This is a genomic window from Rhodococcus sp. 14-2470-1b, assembly GCF_002259415.1.
In the GTDB taxonomy this organism is placed as follows: Bacteria; Actinomycetota; Actinomycetes; order Mycobacteriales; family Mycobacteriaceae; genus Rhodococcoides.
On record NZ_NPFY01000006.1, the window covers coordinates 241,677 to 258,657 of the forward strand.

The following is a 16,981-nucleotide window of genomic DNA, read 5'->3' on the forward strand; positions in this document are numbered from 1 at the left end:
GATAGGTTGCGCACAACTTAGTTGTGCACTACATTCGTTCTCATGTCAGACGACCTCGCACTCGACCGTCAGGTGTGCTTCGCGCTGTATTCCGCATCGCGGGCTACCACCGCGGTGTACCGCCCGATGCTCGAGCGCCTCGGCGTGACATATCCCCAGTACCTCGTCCTTCTGGTGCTGTGGGAAAAGGACGGACGCGGTGTTCGAGAGATCTGCGCAGAACTGGATCTCGACACCGGCACACTGTCTCCGCTTCTGAAGAGACTGGAAGGACTCGGCCTCATCGAACGTCGCCGCTTGGCGTCGGACGAGCGTCGAGTCGAGATTCATCTCACCGAAGAAGGCAAGGACCGTCGCCGTCATGCCCTCGACATCCCGAGAGAGCTTGCGGGCAAGACCGGCATGACCGTGCAGGACCTCGAACACCTCCGCGACTCGTTGATCACACTGACCGACGCGCTGCACAACACGAAAGGCGTATCCGAATGAAGACGATCTACACCGCAGAAGCACTGGCCACCGGCGAGGGACGCAACGGGCATGCCCGCACATCCGACGGCCGTCTCGACCTCGACCTCGCGATCCCCGAGGCCATGGGAGGAAGCGGCAACGGCACCAACCCCGAGCAGTTGTTCGCCGCCGGATACGCCGCTTGTTTTCACTCTGCCCTGCAGATGGTCGCTCGCCAGGACAAGGCCGACGTCACCGACTCGGCAGTCGGCGCCCGCGTCGACATCGGGCCCAACGACGCCGGTGGCTTCCAGCTCGCTGTGACGCTCGAGGTGACGCTGCCCAACCTGGCGCGTGACGACGCTCAGGCTCTCGCGGACAAGGCCCACCAGGTCTGCCCGTACTCGAACGCCACCCGGGGCAACATCGACGTGACCGTGACGGTCACGGAAGACTGAGGCGATACCGCATGCAAGCCAAGGAAATTCATCTCGCATCCAGGCCACACGGCGAGCCCGCGCCGGAGAACTTCCGGACGGTGACCACCGATCTGCCCGCCCTCGAGGACGGTCAGATCCTGGTACGCAACCTCTTCATGTCGGTGGATCCGTACATGCGCGGACGAATGAACGACGTCAAGTCCTACGTTCCGCCATTTCAGATCGACGCCCCCCTCGACGGAGGAGCCGTCGGGGAGGTCGTGGAATCCAAGAACGACAACATCGCGGTCGGCGACGCCGTCTCCCACGGCAAAGGATGGCGTGATCTCGCTGTTCTCGACGGTGATTCGGCTCGTGTCGTCGACCTGACGAGGGCGAACGCGTCGGCGTACCTCGGCGCGCTCGGCATGACAGGTCTGACCGCATACTCCGGACTGACTGCTGTTGCCCAGTTCAAGCCAGGTGACACAGTGTTCGTTTCCGGCGCGGCCGGCGCCGTCGGTTCACTCGTCGGACAAATTGCCAAGGCTCTCGGCGCTGCGCGCGTGATCGGCAGTGCAGGCTCGCCGGCGAAAGTGAAGCGGCTGCTGGAGCTCGGTTTCGACGCAGCGTTCGACTACCACGACGGACCGGTGAAGAAGCAGCTCGCGGAGGCCGCACCGGACGGAATCGACGTCTACTTCGACAACGTCGGCGGCGATCACCTCGAAGCAGCCCTTGCGTCCGCCAACAAGTACGGCCGATTCGCACTGTGCGGGGCGATCTCTCAGTACAACGCCACCGAGCCGACCCCGGCTCCGCGCAACCTCGCCCTCGCCATCGGAAAAGAGTTGACGCTGAAGGGATTCATCGTCGGCTCCTACAGCCACCTCGCCGGAGAGTTCTCCGAGAAGATGGCCGGATGGCTCGCCGACGGCGTCGTCGAATGGGACGAAACCGTCGTCGACGGTCTCGAGAATGCGCCTCGCGCGTTCATCGGGCTGCTCCGCGGTGAGAACACGGGAAAGATGGTCGTCAGCATCTGACGTCCAGGCGCCGTGGAGGGGCGACCCGATACCGGTCACCCCCCACGGCGTCATTGCCCGCCCAGCGATGGAAAGCTCACGCCGGTAAGCCTTTCCGATCTGTCCCACAGCGCCTCCTGCACCGCCCGGTCACGCGCGGGCCGACTGGGAGCGACGATCGTCGGATACCCACGCAGCTCTTGACGGCCACCAGGTCCGATGTACAAGCCGCCGGTGACCTCTGGGGATGTCGCCGCGTACAACTCCGGCAGAGCACCCATCCCTGCGGACTGAGCCACGATTCGGTTCCCCACCGACAACAACGCATCCTGCACGGACTCCGTGTGGCCCTGCAGGTTCGTCGTGGCGTACCCGGGATGTGCGGCAACGGACTTGATCGGCGACGTCGCCGCGTTCAACCGTCTGTCCAAATCGAGCGCGAACATCAAGTTCGCCAGCTTCGACTGCCCGTACGCCGGCCACCGACGATACCGCCGGCGCGAGTAGTTCAGATCGTCCAGATGTATCCGACCGATCCGGTGCAGGCCACTCGACATGGTGACAATGCGGTCCGTGATCTTCTCGATCAACAGTCCCGTCAGAGCGAAATGCCCCAGGTGGTTGGTGCCGAACTGCATTTCGAACCCATCGGCCGTCCGACGCTCCGGCAGCGCCATCACGCCCGCATTGTTGATCAACACGTCGACTGTGTCGACGGTGTTCGCGAACGACCTCACGGACGACAGGTCCGCCAGGTCCAACCGGCGCACATGGGCACGAGGCCCGATGCTGCGTGCGACTTCGTCGCCTTTGCCGGTGTCGCGGCAGGCGAGTACCACGTCGGCACCGGCTGCCCCGAGGGCCCGGGCCGTCACCTCCCCCAGCCCGCTGTTGGCCCCTGTGACGATGAATCGTCTGCCCGTCTGATCCGGGATGTCCGACGTGGTCCAGCCTCGCTGCGCGCTCACCGACCGAGCCTAACTCTGCACCGGCGTCAGGACGCCCTTATCTTCTCGCCCGCTGTCGCGGACACCTCGTTCATCGGCGGCCGGTCGAGTCCGAGGACATCACTCGTCACGCCGAAGAACGGGTCGCCCTCGGAGCCGAACGCCGTCAACCCGACGGCGGAGTCCGCAATACCGAGTCGTCCGAACATCGTCGCCATTATCTGCCTGCTCATCACCGCCAGCTCGGACGTCGGCCGGTTGCGATGCTCGCGCACACCGAGGCCGACCTGACCGATCGAGTCGACGCCCAGACGCCGGTACGTGTCGATGAGAATTCCGATCTCGACGCCGTATCCGGGGGCGAACGGTATCGACGTGAGGAGCTCGCGTGTCCCGCCGTACTCGCCACCCAACGGTTGCAGTACTCCGGCGAGGTCCGGTAGCAACGCGGCCAGCAGGGGACGCGCCACCATCTCGGTCACTCGCCCACCGCCGCTCGGCGAGGTCATCCCGTCGACTCGGAGTGGCCGACGATAGAACCCCTTGACCAACTGCACCCCGGTGTCCAGCAGTAGCGGTCCCAGAAGCGATGGTACGAACCGAGGGTTCGGGTCGAGCAGGTCGGAGTCGACGAACACCACGATGTCTCCGTCGGTCGCGGCCAGCGATCGCCACAGAACTTCGCCCTTGCCGGGTCGGGGTTGCAGATGCGGTACCGCCTGCTCACGGGTGACAACCCGGGCGCCCGCCCGACGCGCCTCGGTTGCCGTCGCGTCGACGGAGCCCGAGTCCAGGACAAGGAGATCGTCGACGAGACCGCCGAGCAGAGGCCGAATGGACCGAACCACAGCCGCTACCGTCGCCTCCTCGTTCAACGCTGGCAGAACGACCGACACGGTTCTGCCCTGTTTCGCGTCCGTCAATTCTTCGACGGTCCACAGCGCCTCGCGCCACGAATTGCGCACGACGTCGCTCATCTACGCCACCCCGAGCGACCGGGCAAGCAGCGGCCAGGAGTCGTGCATGTCGCCTTCCCAGTACCCCCACGAATGTGTGCCGTTGTCTCGGAAGTTGTAGGTCGCCGGGATCCCCAGAGCATCGAGGCGAGCCCGCATCATGCGCGAACACCGGTCGGTCGCCGACTCGATCAACGCTCCGACGGCCAACTGTTCCACGAGCTTTCCCGGACTACCTGCCACATCCGGACCGTCGATGGTGTCGAGTGGCCCCGGCAGTCCGCTTCCACTGGAGATGTAGAGCTCGGTGCCTCGCAGCTTCTCCGCGTTCACGTAAGGATCGTTGTCCACCCATGCCCGATCCGAGTCCGGGCCCCACATGTTGAAAGTGTTTCCACGACCGCGCATTTCGACCACGGACTTGACATACGCGCGCCCGACCGGATCCGATGTCATTGCGCATCCCGAGTACGACGCAGCCGCCGTGTAGAAACCCGGATGGGCAAGGGCCAGTTGGAACACCGAGGTTCCCGCCATGGAGATACCTGCGATCGCGTTGATCCCGTTACCGCGAAATTCCGTGTCGACCACCGCGGGCAGTTCGCGAGTGAGAAAGGTCGCCCACTGGTTGCGCCCGAGAACGGGATCGTCGCGGTACCAGTCGGTGTAGTAACTTGCCGCGCCTCCTGTGGGTGCGACGACATTGACCTGCTCGTCGCTGAAGAACCCGGCGATGTCCGTGCGGTCGAACCAACTGCTCCCACCGTCGCCACCTGCTGCCCCGTTGAGCAGATACAAAGTCGGAGCGGGAATTTCGGGGTTCGCCGCCCGGTACACCGTGACCGGAATCGGCCTGCCCATCGAGGGAGAGAAGACGTCCACGACGCTTGTCCGATCACCGATCACCCGGTTCGAGACGATCGCGGCACCGCCGCCGGGTTCTGCTCCCGCACCTCCAGCGGCAACGCAGGACAGCAGGCACGCCGACACGACGGCGGCAAGCAGTTTCAGAGCAGGGCGGTGGGGCATTCGTGAAATGGTATGTCGGACTGCATTACCGATCGGGTCGACAGTCGAGAATTAAGAGAAGTAGGTGCTGGAGCAGGCCATGTTTGGGCCGTCTCACAAGCCGAAAACCGTCGCCAAGCACTGCCTGCACGACCATGATGGATCCCGCGTCGGCGCGCTTCGCGCTGCGCATCCGAATACACCTTGTTGTCGGGAAAAGGGGTCCACGTGGTCAGTTTCGGTCTCATCGGCGATTGGAAACCACAGCCAGGACTGGTGACGACATGGACCGCGACACCCGAGTCGAGGGCACGAGTGCACGCGGCGCCGCCGCATTCGACACCCGCGTCGCACATCCAGGAGGAGTACCTGAAGTCCGCGTACCGAAATCGCGACTCGGGCTTTCGGTTCTCTCGATTGTGCCTGGTGACCTTCGACATCTTCGAACCACTGGACCCGGCGTCCATGGATCGCGCGATCAACGGTTTCGTCCGACGACACGACACGTTCTCGACGTGGTTCGTCACCGACGACACCGGTGTCGTGCGCCATCAGGCCTCCGCGGACGACATCGAACTCGCACCGACGGAACACGGCAGATTCGACGACGAGGAAGCCCTGCGTGTTCACGTACAGAACACCACACCAGGACCGACGTCGTGGGACTGCTTCTCGTTCGGCGTGATCGATCGCGGCGAGGAGTTCACCGTCTACGCAGCGGTGGATCATCTCGACACCGACGGCATATCCCAAGCTCTGACCTTCTTCGAGCTGCGCTCGCTCTACACCGATGCGGTCGCCGGGACGCTGGACGTGCAGCCCTGCCTCGGCAGTTACCTCGAGTACTGCGCCCGCGAACGCACCGCATCCGCCGGGTTGTCGCTCGATTCGCCCGACGTGCGTCAGTGGGTCGATCTGGTGAAGGCCAATGGCGGAGACCTACCGTCTTTCGCTCTTCCCCTCGGTGCGCTCGAGAGATACACACGATCCGAGGTGTCCACGCACCCCCTCTTCGACCGGGCCGAGGGCGAGGCGTTCGACGAGGCCTGTGCCAGGTTCGGAGCGAAGTTCATCGGAGGCATTTTCGCTGCGGCAGCGATCACCGAGTACGAGCTCGCCGGCCACCACACCTACCTCGGCCTCACCCCGAAGAGCACCAGGAGCATGCCCGCCGAGTTCGGCGCGATCGGCTGGTTCTCCAGTCTCATCCCCGTTCAATTTCCTGTCTCGGGGACACAGACGTTCTCCCATCTCGCCGGGGTCGCGCAGCGCGCGTTCGACGCAGGAAAGGCGCTGTCCGACGTCTCGTACCACCGCGTCCTCGAACTCGTGACACCCGACATGGGGATTCGAACCCAACCCGGCTGGTCGGCGCCGATGATCTCCTACGTCGACGTCCGTACGTTGCCTGGCGCGGACATCGTCTCGAGCGTCAACGGTGGCCTCTTCGGAAATCAGGGCAGTTCCGACGAGGTGTACCTGTGGATCAACCGATTCGAGGACGAGACCGGGACGACCTTCATGTACCCGGGCACCGACGTCGCACGGGACTCGGTGTCGCGGTACAACGCCAAGATCAGTGAGATTCTGCAGTCCGTCGCGACCACCGGCGACTACTCGTTCGCGCAGGCGATGACCGGAAAAACCGCGTAGGACAGTGCAACCCCCACGGCGCACGGCACGGCGCAGGCTCGCCGCGTGCCTGTTGGCCGTGTTCATGCTGATGATCGACGTCACGATCGTCAACGTGGCTCTTCCGTCCATCGCCACCGACATCGCCGCCGGGTCGAGCGCGCAATCGCTGATCGTGTCCTCCTACACGTTGGCGTTCGCGTGCACCCTGCTGACCGGGGCGTGGCTGGGCGGGATCGTGGGCCGCAGAACCGTGTTCGTGTCCGGCATGTCGGTGTTCGTCGCTGCGTCGATTCTGTGCGGGGCAGCCGATTCGCCTGCGCTGCTCATCGCCGCGCGAGTCCTGCAGGGCATCGCGGGCGGAATGGTGTCCGCGCAGACCGTCGCGATCATCGCCACGTCGTTCCCACGCGAGCGCCACAGCGTCGTGTTCGCGCTGTACGGTGCCACCGCGGGCGGCGCGGCGATTCTAGGTCCGTCGATCGGAGGGATCCTCGTCTCGTTGGACATGTTCGGTTGGGGCTGGCGGTCGGTGTTCCTCGTCAACGCACCGCTCGGCGTGGGCGCGATGGTGATCGCGGCCGCGAGCTTGTCGCGTGAGAAACCCGCAGGGGTTCAGCATCTCGACGTTCTCGGAGTTGTTCTGTCCACCCTCGGACTGATCCTTCTGATCTATCCGTTGGCCCACAGCTACGAGCACGGATGGAGTATCGCAGGCACCTCGGCAGTGCTCGCCTCGCTCGCGGTCCTTGCGCTGTTCGTACTCCACGAACGCCGATGGAGCCGAGCCGGACGAAACCCCATGCTGAGGCTGGATCTGTTCCGGCAACGTACGTTCGCACTCGGCTGCGCGCTGTCCGTTCTGATGTTCGGCTCGTTCACCGGTTTCTTCTTCACCGTCTCGCTGAGTCTGCAGTTCGGACTGGAGTTGTCACCGATGCGCACCGGCGTGATCACACTGCCGTTCGCCGTCGGTGCCGCAGTGTTCTCGGTTCTGTCTCCGACCTTGTTCGCCCGGCTGGGAACTCGGATGCTCCCGCTCGGTTTCGTACTCTTCGGTGTATCCATGATGTGCTTCGCCGCCCTCACCTACCACGAGGACACAGCACGCAGCCTCGCCCTGCTGGCACCACCACTGTTCGTCGGCGGCGCAGGAATCGGTGTCTTCGTCGCACCGTTGCAGACGACGATCGTCTCGGGCACCGACGACACTACCGTCGGGTCGGCGTCGGGGTTGATCCCGACCGTCCAACAGGTCGGTCAAGCCGTCGGAATCGCCCTCGTGGGACTGCTGTTCTTTCAACAACTGTCGGCGCTGTCGGACGCACTACCACCGGACAGCACCGGGTGGGTTGCCGCACAGCCGTACATCGTCGCTCAGCGTCACGTGTTCTTCGTACTGTCGGCCGTCGTCGCGTGTGCGGCGGTGCTTGCCCTCGCCTTGCCCAAACGGGTCACAGGTCCTCCACCCGTTCCCGTACCTGTCTGATCAGCCGCCCCGCCCGAGAAGAAGGAAAGATCCGTGCGTTCTCGCATCACCGCTCTGTTCGTAGTGCTGGCAGCCGTCGGCGCCTTGGTCGGATTTCCGGCCGCCGCTGCCGCGGACCCGGTCGACCTGATCGCCGACCCCGATCCGTTCTACGCCGCACCCGCCGACGTGGCCGACGCCGCCAACGGCGACGTCCTCGACAGCCGACGCGTCCCGACGTCTGCGTACCCGGGCACCGACGTGTGGCAGGTCAAGTTCCGCTCCACCGACTCCGCAGGCGATCCGATCGCGGCCGTGACGACCGTCCTGATGCCGCAGGGACGCGGCGCGGGCACCCCACTCGTGTCGTACCAGGCGATCGTCAACGCCCTAGGCACCAAATGCGCCCCGTCGCACGGATTGTTCTCCGATGAATTGATCGAGGCGCCCGCCGTGTATCTGGGCATGGTCGCCCGCGGCTGGGCAGTTGCCGTGCCGGATTATCTCGGCCCGACGGCAGCCTACGGCGCCGCGCGAATGGCCGGCCAGATCACCCTCGACGGCGTACGAGCGGTGAAGCAGTTCGAGCAACTGCCGCTCCGTGACTCCCCGGTCGGCCTACTGGGCTATTCCGGCGGCGGTCTCGCGACATCCTTCGCTGCTGCGCTCGCGCCGACGTACGCGCCGGATCTCGACATCGCCGGAATCGCCGAAGGCGGAATCCCCTCCGACCTGGCGCAGATCGCCCAGAACCTGGCGTACAGCCCGCTACCGCACCCGGGCTTCGGCATGGCGATGGCGGTGGCGCTCGGGCTCGAACGCGAGTACCCGGGCCGATTCCCCATCACCCCCAACCTCAACGACCGGGGAATCGCACTGCGCAACAAGATGTTCAACGAGTGCCGACGCTCGATCCTGATCGACGGTGCCTTCAACAGCGCTCGTGACCTGAGCACCGCCGCATCACTGGCGGACACACCGAGCGCGCAACAAGTACTCCGCGAGAACAGTGTCACCTTCTTCGACGGAGTCCCGACGGCACCGCTGTTCGTGTGGCAGGGCGTCAACGACTTCATCGCTCCGTACCAGCCTGTCGCCGACATGGTCGACCGATACTGCCGATCGGGCGCCGACGTCGTGTTCCGCGGATATCCTGCGGCCGAGCACTTCTCCGCGACCGTCCTCGGCCTCCCCGAGGCCTACCTCTGGCTCGACGCCCGGTTGCGTGGCGAGCCCGCGCCGAGTGACTGCTGACGGCCGGCAACTAGGGTGGGTGCATGGCGCGTGCTCCCCTACCCGTGCGCGACGGGCTCGGTCCGACTCGGATTCGTATGCCCGACGAACCGAGCACTGTCACCGTGTTGCAGTATCTGATTTCGCGGTTTCCGCAGGACGAGAGGAGGCTCCGCGAGAAGGTTGCACTGGGTGAGGTCGTCGATGCAGGCGGCAATCCCATCTCGCCGGATTCCGTGGTGCGTCCTCGCGCCGATATCTATCTGTACCGAGACCCACCCGTCGAGCCGGTCGTGCCGTTCCCGATGGAGATTCTGCATCGCGACGAGAACCTTCTGGTCGTGGACAAACCGCACTTCTTGGCGACGACACCCCGCGGTGCCTACGTAGCGCGGTCCGCGCTGGTGGTTCTCCGTCGGGAGCTCGACCTGCCGGATCTGTCACCCGCGCATCGCCTGGATCGACTCACGGCAGGTGTTCTCGTGTTCACGACCAGGCCGGAGGTGCGGCGCGCGTACCAGGAGCTGTTCGCGGCTCGTGCCGTCACCAAGATCTACGACGCCATCGCTCGCCACGACCCGAATCTGGCCGTTCCACTGGTGATCAGAAGTCGAATGGTCAAGGAGCGCGGTGTTCTTCGCGCCGAGGAGGTACCGGGCGAACCGAATGCCGAGACACGGGTCGAGGTCGCAGCCGTCCGCGACGGCTGGGCAAGATACACGTTGACACCGAAAACCGGCCGCACACATCAACTTCGGTTGCACATGAGCTCACTGGGAGTGCCGATCGTCGGGGACAACTTCTACCCGACGTTCCACGAGGTCGCCCACGACGACTATTCCTGTCCCCTGGCACTGTTGGCGCGAGAGCTCAGCTTCGACGATCCTTTCTCCGGCGAACGGCGTGTCTTCGCAACCCGTCGAACGCTCGATTTTCCGTCCTGACAGCCCTACTTCGGCATCGAGACGACGTCGCCCCGCGACGCGTTTTCCTCGGCGATCTCGGCCGTCCGCACCGAGATTCGGTGGGAAAGAACAGCCAATGTGAACAATCCGATCGCAACATTGATCAGCGCCGTGAATCCCTCTTGCGCAAAATCGACCAAGGCATTCAGCAGAGTGAACACCAATGCGGCGATACGCAGTGATCGGAGTGGCCACAATCTGCCCTTGCGAAGCCGGAGTACTGCCGGAAACGCGAGCAGGAATGTGATCGCCGACGACGCGAACAGAATTCCCCCGGCAATTCCCATTTCGTCGATATCGATGGTCGTGTCGCGCGTGTCGAGATCCAGTCCACCGAGCGTCAGTTCGACCACCCCGAAGATCACCCCCACGAACGACGCAGCCGTCATCGCCCACGCCACCACCGGAACCAGGCGCGGGCTCTTGAAGAATCTCGGGATCAACCGCGGCGCGAACATACGAGCGTCGTACAACCGCGAACGCGTCGCCGGTGCTCCTTCCAGCAACAATCGAAGGCCGGCGACGGTATCGACCTCGGCGCCCTCCGCCTCAGCGCGGTCGACCATGCGCAACGCCCATTCGCGGCGATGATCCGGCAACCCGTGTGCGACGCCTTCTGCCGCGATCGAGGCCGCGTTGGCCAGAGTCTCCTCGTGGGAAGGCCGTCGGGAATCCCGCACGATGCGGTTCAGCACGAGGACGACGACGACGAGGACGTACATGATCTCCGACGACGGCCCGTAGAAGTAGTCGTTGTCCTTGGTGACGAACTTGCCCACCTCGTCGAGGAACAGCCCGAATCCGACGCCTCCGAGTACGACGGCGAGCGCTCGGACCCCGAACCCGATGAACAGCCACCCGACCAGCAACGCCACCATCATCAGCGCGCCACCGTACAGCGCGTGTGCGATGTGCAGGGTCTTGCCGCCCACCTGCGGGTAGTCGGTCAGTTCCAGGTAGAGGCGGGTGACGAGAATCGTCACGATCGCGATGATCATGAATGCTTCGGCTGCGGTGCTGCCGTACGCGTCACGATGCACGCGCGAGTGTCGAACTCGGACGGTCTTGGGTGCGACATCGGGGGGCACCGATCGAGTATGAGCGCGATCGTGGGCCGATGAGGGCGAAAAGGCCACGTCGGTGATGCGCGATAGCATCGCCGACATGACGATCGTTTCGCGAACACGTACTGCGGCCCTGTCCGTCGTGATCGGTGCACTGCTTCTCGCGGGGTGCACTACGGAGGATCGATCCGATGCGGATCGGTCGCTCGAGAACGCCGCCGGTTCGGCGAGCAGCATCGCGACAAGTGTCCGGGATCGCGCTGGAAGCGTGTTCGACGAGGCCAAGGTGCACGCGTTCGTGGTCGCGTTCCGTGCCCAGTTCGGCGGGTTGGCCGAGGGCAGAGACGACACTGCGATCGAGAACCTTCTGTCCAGTACGTGCACGGAGATCGCCGGGGGTACGCCCGAGTCGGACATCGTTGCGCAGTTGGAGGTGGAGGCCGCCAAGGGCGACGCCGTTCCGACGACAGAGCAGGCACAACGGATCTACGACCAGGCCGCCCTCGCCTGCCCATGACACCCGCTTGACAAAATCGTTTGCCGAAACTGCAATATCCTCATGAGTACTTCCGAGGACGATGTCGGTTCGGTCATCGCAGGCGTCGGCCCGCGCCTGCGCAAGGTGCGCACCGAACGCGGAACCACACTGTCCGCGCTGGCGGACACGACGGGCATCTCCGTCAGCACGCTGTCGCGGCTGGAATCCGGCTCACGTAAACCGAGCCTCGAGCTGCTTCTACCGATCGCACGGGCCCACCAGATTCCGCTCGACGAGCTGATCAGCCCGCCACCCGTCGAAGACCCTCGCATCAAGAGCACACCGGTGCGCCGCGAGCACGTCACCATTCACCCGCTGACCCGTCGGCCGGGCGGGATGCAGGCGTACAAACTGGTCGTGGATCCGGTGCGCAGCGAGCCGTCGCCCCGTGTCCACGAGGGGTACGAATGGTTGTACGTTCTCGACGGTCGATTGCGCCTCGTTCTCGGTGAACACGACATCGTCATGAAGCCCGGCGAAGCCGCCGAGTTCGACACACGGGTACCGCACTGGTTCGGTGCAGTCGACGATCGCCCGGTGGAAATCCTCAGTCTTTTCGGTCCGCAGGGCGAACGGATGCACGTTCGAGCCAAGCCCACCGATTCGTAGCTGTTTCGCTACTTTCCAGTCGGATCCATATGGCAGAGTGAGCGATCCGAGAGCCGACGATGTCGGCTCCGGAACCACCGAAGCACACGAGAGGTACGAGGAACGTTCATGACTGAGAGAAATCCCGAAACAACGGTGTCTCGGGGACCCGCATCGCGCTCGGATGTGGATATCGCGACGGGTGTGCTCGTCGGCCGATGCGGCGTGACCGTCACCGCCGCGGTGAACGACCTGTTCGCCACCGCACGTGACAACCGGGTGAGCCTGTTCGAGTTGGCGCGGACGGTCATCACGATCGCCGAGGGCCGCGACAGCCTCGATTCGGAGTCACGCCGGATAGCGCTGACGCGCTGGGGACACGTGTTGGCGCCGGGCTCAGTTACGCAGAGCGGGGTCCCCGCGTAGCTCGGGAAAGCGGGCGGTCATGTTGTCGATCTGGCGATACATCTCGTAGAGCTCACGCCGCAACGTGGCCGCTTCGCTGTCTAGTTCACGTGCCCGGGTCATGGCCTTGTCCGCTCGCGCACGAAAAGATCTGGCCTGTGCTACCTCGATGGCCGCCGAACACTTCTCGATGTGCTCGGCGAGACTCCTCGCGAAGACGCGAGCCTGCGCGAGATTCACCGCGTAGTTGGCGTCGCGGTAATTCGTCTCCTGCGGGGTGGAATCGATGATCGTGCCTTCTGTCCCTGATGGTGTCGGAAAACAAACTTTACGCCTGCAGTATCTCCGACCGCGCACGCAGTGTGTCAGGAAAACACGATGGCCAATACCACCGATGCCGACGTTGCCGCGATCGCGACGATCACCAGGGTCGCCAACACACGCTGCCTCAAAGGCCTGCCCCGTCGAGTCACGCTTCCGTCCGAGAACTCGTCGTCGACGAAATCGTCCACATCGACGCCCACCTCGTCGAAGTACACCGTGTCCCGGGGCGGCACCCATTCCTGCCCGCTTGCTGCGATCCCGGTGACCAATCGGTCCAGCCGCGCGCGAGCGCGCTCCGGGTAGTACCGGGACGGGGCGTTGATAGGCAGCGACTTCGCCAGCTCGAGAGCAGAACGGTGACGCGCAGCCAACGCCTCGAACGCAGACGATGCAGTCGGGTCGTCATCGGCTTTGTTCGTCAGGAACCAAGCAGCCCCGGCGGAGGCACGATCACCCCGCAACAGGTGCGTGTACGCGAGCAGTTCCAGAACGGGCTGGGATGCCGGTGCCGTCCTCAGCGCCTCGTACAGGCGTTCCCGAGCACCGTCGAGGTCGCCCGCGGCCAAGGCCCGCTGTGCGCTGTCGATCACGTCCACAGCGAGAAGCGTAACCGTCCGGCGACTCGGGCAGGGCGGTGACCGTGAGGCGAAGCGTGCAGCACAACCCGGAAACGAAACAAGCCCTCGACCGAATTCCTCGGCAGAGGGCTTGTGGACTTCATGGTGGCCAGGGCCGGGATCGAACCGGCGACCTTCCGCTTTTCAGGCGGACGCTCGTACCAACTGAGCTACCTGGCCGGGCGGCACCGGTGACAATGCCATCTCGTGTACTACACGCAAGCCGACACTTTCGTGTCGGATTTGCGACCCTGACGGGACTCGAACCCGCGACCTCCGCCGTGACAGGGCGGCGCGCTAACCAACTGCGCCACAGGGCCTTGCTGTGAATCATTCCCGGAGGAACTTCCCGCCGTAGACCTTAGCAGGCTTTCGACCTGCTTCGAACCGCGGCGGCCTGCAAGAGACTGCTGTACTGCCGACCGGTTTGTCAATTCCGATCGTTTCCTGCGTACCCCCTACGGGATTCGAACCCGCGCTACCGCCTTGAAAGGGCGGCGTCCTAGGCCGCTAGACGAAGGGGGCCCGACGGAATGACCCGGACCCGAATTTCTCCGGTCCCGAACTGCTCCGCCGCTACCCTCAACGGCGTTCCGTTGGGAGCTGGGATAGCTTAGGACACTTTTTGCGGAAAACTCAAACCGGCAGGTCAGACTCGGTTTCTGCGGCATTTTCGCGCCATCCCTCAGCCTTCCACCGGTCCAGCCAAGCCGGCGACGCCATCGCGTGAAGAACAACTTCGAGCGATTCCTCGAACATCACGCGCAGATCGCGACTGTCGGAGACGAGGTCGGCCATGTACCGCTGGCCGGCAAGTGACGCAGACAGAACTCGGATGAATTTCTCCGGACCGAACTCTGGGTCGAGGTCACCCATCTCCTGCGCCTTTCGCGCGAGCTGCACACCCGCACGGCCCCATACACGCCCTCCACCGGATTGAATCTCGGCGTAGAACTCGGGCTCGACTATCAGCCGGAACTCGGCACGAACGATCACGTCGTTCTGGAACCCGAGCGCCAGGTCGTCGATGATCCCTCGGATCACCTCGAAGGGATGGAGCGGCGAATCGATCCACTTCTCCGTGATCGCGACGTACCGGTCCAACGCAGACGTCAGAACCGCACGGGCCAGGTCTTCCTTGGACTGGAAGTGGAAGTACATCGCACCCTTGGTGGCATTCGAGCCCTCCAGGATGGTGTTCACCGACGCAGCCGCGTACCCGCGGCGTGCAAACTCCGATGCCGCCGCTTCGACTATCGCAGCTCGGGTTCGCCGAGCGCGCTCTTGTTGTGCCATTGCTTCCGTGCCTCCGAACCCAAGCGACCTGCATCTATCAGCAGGCAGTACCGCTAGTCGAGAGTACGTCAACCAGCGCACACAGGACCGACCACTCGCTCGGAAAATACGGTGGAAACAATAATTCGGACAAATCTCCGAGCTGTCTTCAAACAATCCGAGTGGTACGATCAGGCAGGCTCGAGTGCGCTGCAGGGGGTGCGCACTCGAGCCGTTTCTTCGTCGCGCGCCCCACAATTCGGGCTGTGCCGACGGGCCTTCGTCGAAGGCCTTACAAATATGCCCACGGTGTAAATCCGACAGTTTCGGACATTCCGAATCGAGACCTCCACCACACCGCCGCCACAATTGAGTGACGTGCCTCCCCTGAGTGACGTGCCTCCTCTGGGGAACTCGATTCGCAGCCGTCCGTCGGCCGTGCATCCGAAACACGCCCGCCCAACCGGCGAGAGGCAGAGCCGGAGCCGTCACGAACTCCCTGCGACACAGACATTCTGGACCGATCGACCACACCGACCGCGTCGAAACAATCGGAGTGCCCGGAATTCGTTGCCAGTTCGATTCATCAACATGTCTCGACGCCGATACCGCTGTGGCCGTACGAATCTCAGAAGGGGTTCGTATAACGGTTTCGCCTCTGTCCGCGCCGGAAGCACTCACCCACTCGAACACCCCTTTACTGTGACCCACAACACATCGTGGTCAACGACGACAACGAATTCGGGTGCACGCATGACTCTTCGAACCATTCTCCGCCGCTCGGCAGCAACAGCCTTCAGCATCGCGCTGCTGACCACCGCCACCTGGACGGCGAACGCCGATCCGGTGTCGGATTTCGTAGATCCGGCCCAGGACCCCGCACTGGCCGAGGCGACACCACTGGGTGAGCCGTGGTTCGATCCGCCAGCCGGGTTCGAAAGTTACTCCCCTGGAACGGTTCTCAACACCAGAGCAGTCACCGTCGGTCCGTTGCTGACCCCTGTCCGATCGACACAGATCCTCTTCCGGACCACGGATTCCAAGGACCGGCCGGTAGCCGGTGCGACCACCGTCATCGTGCCGACAGCACCCTGGGCAGGGCCGGGCACCCGACCCGTCGTCGCCTACAACATGGCAATCGACTCGCTCGGCCAGACATGTGCACCGTCATGGACACTGCCTCGCGGCATCGCACCGGAAATTGCTGCGGTACAACTCTTCCTGGCCAAGAACTACGCGGTCGTCGTCACCGATCATCAGGGTCCGCGTCAGGCGTACGCCGCCGGACGCATGGCGGGACACGCGGTCCTCGATTCCCTCCGCGCCATGGTGAATCTGCCATCACTCGAGCTGCCTGCCGAATCGCCGATCGCCATCACAGGTTATTCCGGCGGAGCCATCGCGTCCGGGTGGGCGGCCCAACTCGCACCGGAGTACGCACCCGACGTCAACATCGTCGGAACGGCATTCGGAGGCGCTCCCATCGACTACCGCATCCTTCTCGGGTCGATGAACGGCAACAACGCCGCATCGACGCTGTTCCTGTCGGCCGCGATGGGGGTCGCACGTGAATACCCCGAGATGTTCCAACTGATGAACGCCAACGGGCTACGACTCGCCCAGATCGCCAAGGACATGTGTGTGTACCTGCTCGCGCCCGGCGGGCTCGTCGCACCCATCCCTGTTCAAGCTCTCTCCGACGTACCGAACGTCGACCGAACGCCCATCGCAGAAGACATCATCCGGCAGACCCGCATGGGTGGAGACCTCACACCGTCGGCTCCGGTTTTCATCTATCAGGGCCAGCACGAATTCTGGATCCCCAGACAAGGCGCCGAAACCCTGTTCGACGAGTGGTGTGCGGGCGGCGCTCAGGTTCGGCTGGAGGAGTACGTCGGCGAACACCTCGTCGTCGCCGTCTCCGGGCTCCCCGGCTCCCATCAGTGGATCGACGACAGGCTCGCCGGAATACCCGCCCCGGAGGGATGCAGCAGTTTCGGTCGGTGACCGAACCCTCCCGGTGTTCTTTTCGGGGGCGCGCCAGGGGGCGTGGCGGAGCGCCAGGGT

General features: G+C 64.1%; 18 protein-coding genes and 3 tRNA genes. 11 read left to right on the plus strand and 10 right to left on the minus strand.

The window, feature by feature from the left end:
• The first annotated feature begins 42 nt into the window (after positions 1-42).
• The 3 genes from CH293_RS04415 to CH293_RS04425 are packed head-to-tail and all read left to right on the plus strand — an operon-like array spanning position 43 to position 1,915.
• A complete protein-coding gene (locus CH293_RS04415; RefSeq protein WP_037103548.1) occupies positions 43-489 on the plus strand; it encodes a MarR family winged helix-turn-helix transcriptional regulator in 447 nt (148 codons plus the stop codon).
• Positions 486-908 (plus strand): organic hydroperoxide resistance protein, encoded by a 423-nt coding sequence (locus CH293_RS04420; protein ID WP_037103546.1) that lies wholly within the window; start codon positions 486-488, stop codon positions 906-908. The genes CH293_RS04415 and CH293_RS04420 overlap by 4 nt, the downstream gene beginning before the upstream one ends.
• An 11-nt stretch (positions 909-919) precedes the next feature.
• Positions 920-1,915: an NADP-dependent oxidoreductase gene (locus CH293_RS04425; protein ID WP_094719485.1), complete on the plus strand. Its 996-nt coding sequence runs from the start codon at positions 920-922 to the stop codon at positions 1,913-1,915.
• A 50-nt stretch (positions 1,916-1,965) separates the two neighbouring features.
• On the opposite strand, the gene CH293_RS04430 is transcribed toward CH293_RS04425, so the two are convergent.
• Genes CH293_RS04430 through CH293_RS04440 form a run of 3 tightly spaced genes read right to left on the minus strand, consistent with a single transcriptional unit; the run spans position 1,966 to position 4,826 of the window.
• Positions 1,966-2,862 (minus strand): oxidoreductase, encoded by an 897-nt coding sequence (locus CH293_RS04430; RefSeq protein WP_037103541.1) that lies wholly within the window; start codon positions 2,860-2,862, stop codon positions 1,966-1,968.
• A gap of 26 nt (positions 2,863-2,888) precedes the next feature.
• Positions 2,889-3,818: a glucosyl-3-phosphoglycerate synthase gene (locus CH293_RS04435; protein ID WP_037103539.1), complete on the minus strand. Its 930-nt coding sequence runs from the start codon at positions 3,816-3,818 to the stop codon at positions 2,889-2,891.
• On the minus strand, positions 3,819-4,826 hold the full coding sequence (locus CH293_RS04440; RefSeq protein ID WP_094719486.1) for an alpha/beta hydrolase family protein: 1,008 nt from the start codon (positions 4,824-4,826) through the stop codon (positions 3,819-3,821).
• Positions 4,827-5,033: 207 nt separating this feature from the next.
• On the opposite strand from CH293_RS04440, the gene CH293_RS04445 reads away from it, so the two are divergent.
• The 4 genes from CH293_RS04445 to CH293_RS04460 are packed head-to-tail and all read left to right on the plus strand — an operon-like array spanning position 5,034 to position 10,082.
• Positions 5,034-6,458 (plus strand): condensation domain-containing protein, encoded by a 1,425-nt coding sequence (locus tag CH293_RS04445; RefSeq protein ID WP_094719487.1) that lies wholly within the window; start codon positions 5,034-5,036, stop codon positions 6,456-6,458.
• Between the two features lie 4 nt (positions 6,459-6,462).
• Positions 6,463-7,926 carry an MFS transporter gene (locus CH293_RS04450; RefSeq protein WP_255122691.1) on the plus strand — a complete coding sequence of 488 codons (1,464 nt, stop codon included), beginning with the start codon at positions 6,463-6,465 and terminating at the stop codon, positions 7,924-7,926.
• Positions 7,927-7,959: 33 nt separating this feature from the next.
• A complete protein-coding gene (locus tag CH293_RS04455) occupies positions 7,960-9,159 on the plus strand; it encodes a lipase family protein (protein ID WP_037103533.1) in 1,200 nt (399 codons plus the stop codon).
• Positions 9,160-9,182: 23 nt separating this feature from the next.
• The gene (locus tag CH293_RS04460) at positions 9,183-10,082 is read left to right on the plus strand and encodes a pseudouridine synthase (protein WP_094719489.1); all 900 of its coding nucleotides are present in this window, start codon (positions 9,183-9,185) and stop codon (positions 10,080-10,082) included.
• Positions 10,083-10,087: 5 nt separating this feature from the next.
• Here CH293_RS04460 and CH293_RS04465 read toward each other — a convergent pair whose 3' ends face one another.
• Positions 10,088-11,191 carry a hypothetical protein gene (locus tag CH293_RS04465; protein ID WP_094719490.1) on the minus strand — a complete coding sequence of 368 codons (1,104 nt, stop codon included), beginning with the start codon at positions 11,189-11,191 and terminating at the stop codon, positions 10,088-10,090.
• Between the two features lie 76 nt (positions 11,192-11,267).
• Between CH293_RS04465 and CH293_RS04470 the strand changes: the two genes are divergently transcribed.
• The 3 genes from CH293_RS04470 (at position 11,268) to CH293_RS04480 (ending at position 12,719) form a co-directional block, all read left to right on the plus strand.
• A complete protein-coding gene (locus CH293_RS04470; RefSeq protein WP_241483561.1) occupies positions 11,268-11,684 on the plus strand; it encodes a hypothetical protein in 417 nt (138 codons plus the stop codon).
• 42 nt (positions 11,685-11,726) lie between these two features.
• Positions 11,727-12,314 carry a helix-turn-helix domain-containing protein gene (locus tag CH293_RS04475; protein WP_094719491.1) on the plus strand — a complete coding sequence of 196 codons (588 nt, stop codon included), beginning with the start codon at positions 11,727-11,729 and terminating at the stop codon, positions 12,312-12,314.
• A 108-nt stretch (positions 12,315-12,422) separates the two neighbouring features.
• On the plus strand, positions 12,423-12,719 hold the full coding sequence (locus tag CH293_RS04480; protein ID WP_241483560.1) for an ANTAR domain-containing protein: 297 nt from the start codon (positions 12,423-12,425) through the stop codon (positions 12,717-12,719).
• Here the strand turns inward: CH293_RS04480 and CH293_RS04485 are convergent.
• From CH293_RS04485 to CH293_RS04510, 6 genes are all read right to left on the minus strand, one after another.
• Positions 12,690-13,055: a hypothetical protein gene (locus CH293_RS04485; protein ID WP_141216786.1), complete on the minus strand. Its 366-nt coding sequence runs from the start codon at positions 13,053-13,055 to the stop codon at positions 12,690-12,692. The two genes, CH293_RS04480 and CH293_RS04485, sit on opposite strands and share 30 nt — an antisense overlap.
• A gap of 8 nt (positions 13,056-13,063) precedes the next feature.
• Positions 13,064-13,618: a DUF6584 family protein gene (locus tag CH293_RS04490; RefSeq protein WP_094719492.1), complete on the minus strand. Its 555-nt coding sequence runs from the start codon at positions 13,616-13,618 to the stop codon at positions 13,064-13,066.
• Positions 13,619-13,742: 124 nt separating this feature from the next.
• Positions 13,743-13,819, minus strand: a tRNA-Phe gene (locus CH293_RS04495).
• 66 nt (positions 13,820-13,885) lie between these two features.
• Positions 13,886-13,959 (minus strand) — tRNA-Asp (locus CH293_RS04500).
• A gap of 132 nt (positions 13,960-14,091) precedes the next feature.
• A tRNA-Glu gene (locus tag CH293_RS04505) sits at positions 14,092-14,164 on the minus strand.
• 111 nt (positions 14,165-14,275) lie between these two features.
• Entirely contained in the window at positions 14,276-14,935 is a 660-nt protein-coding gene (locus CH293_RS04510; protein ID WP_037103509.1) for a TetR/AcrR family transcriptional regulator, read from the minus strand.
• Between the two features lie 732 nt (positions 14,936-15,667).
• On the opposite strand from CH293_RS04510, the gene CH293_RS04515 reads away from it, so the two are divergent.
• Complete coding sequence (locus tag CH293_RS04515) at positions 15,668-16,921, plus strand: lipase family protein (RefSeq protein WP_094719493.1); 1,254 nt, start codon at positions 15,668-15,670, stop codon at positions 16,919-16,921.
• Positions 16,922-16,981 lie beyond the last annotated feature (60 nt).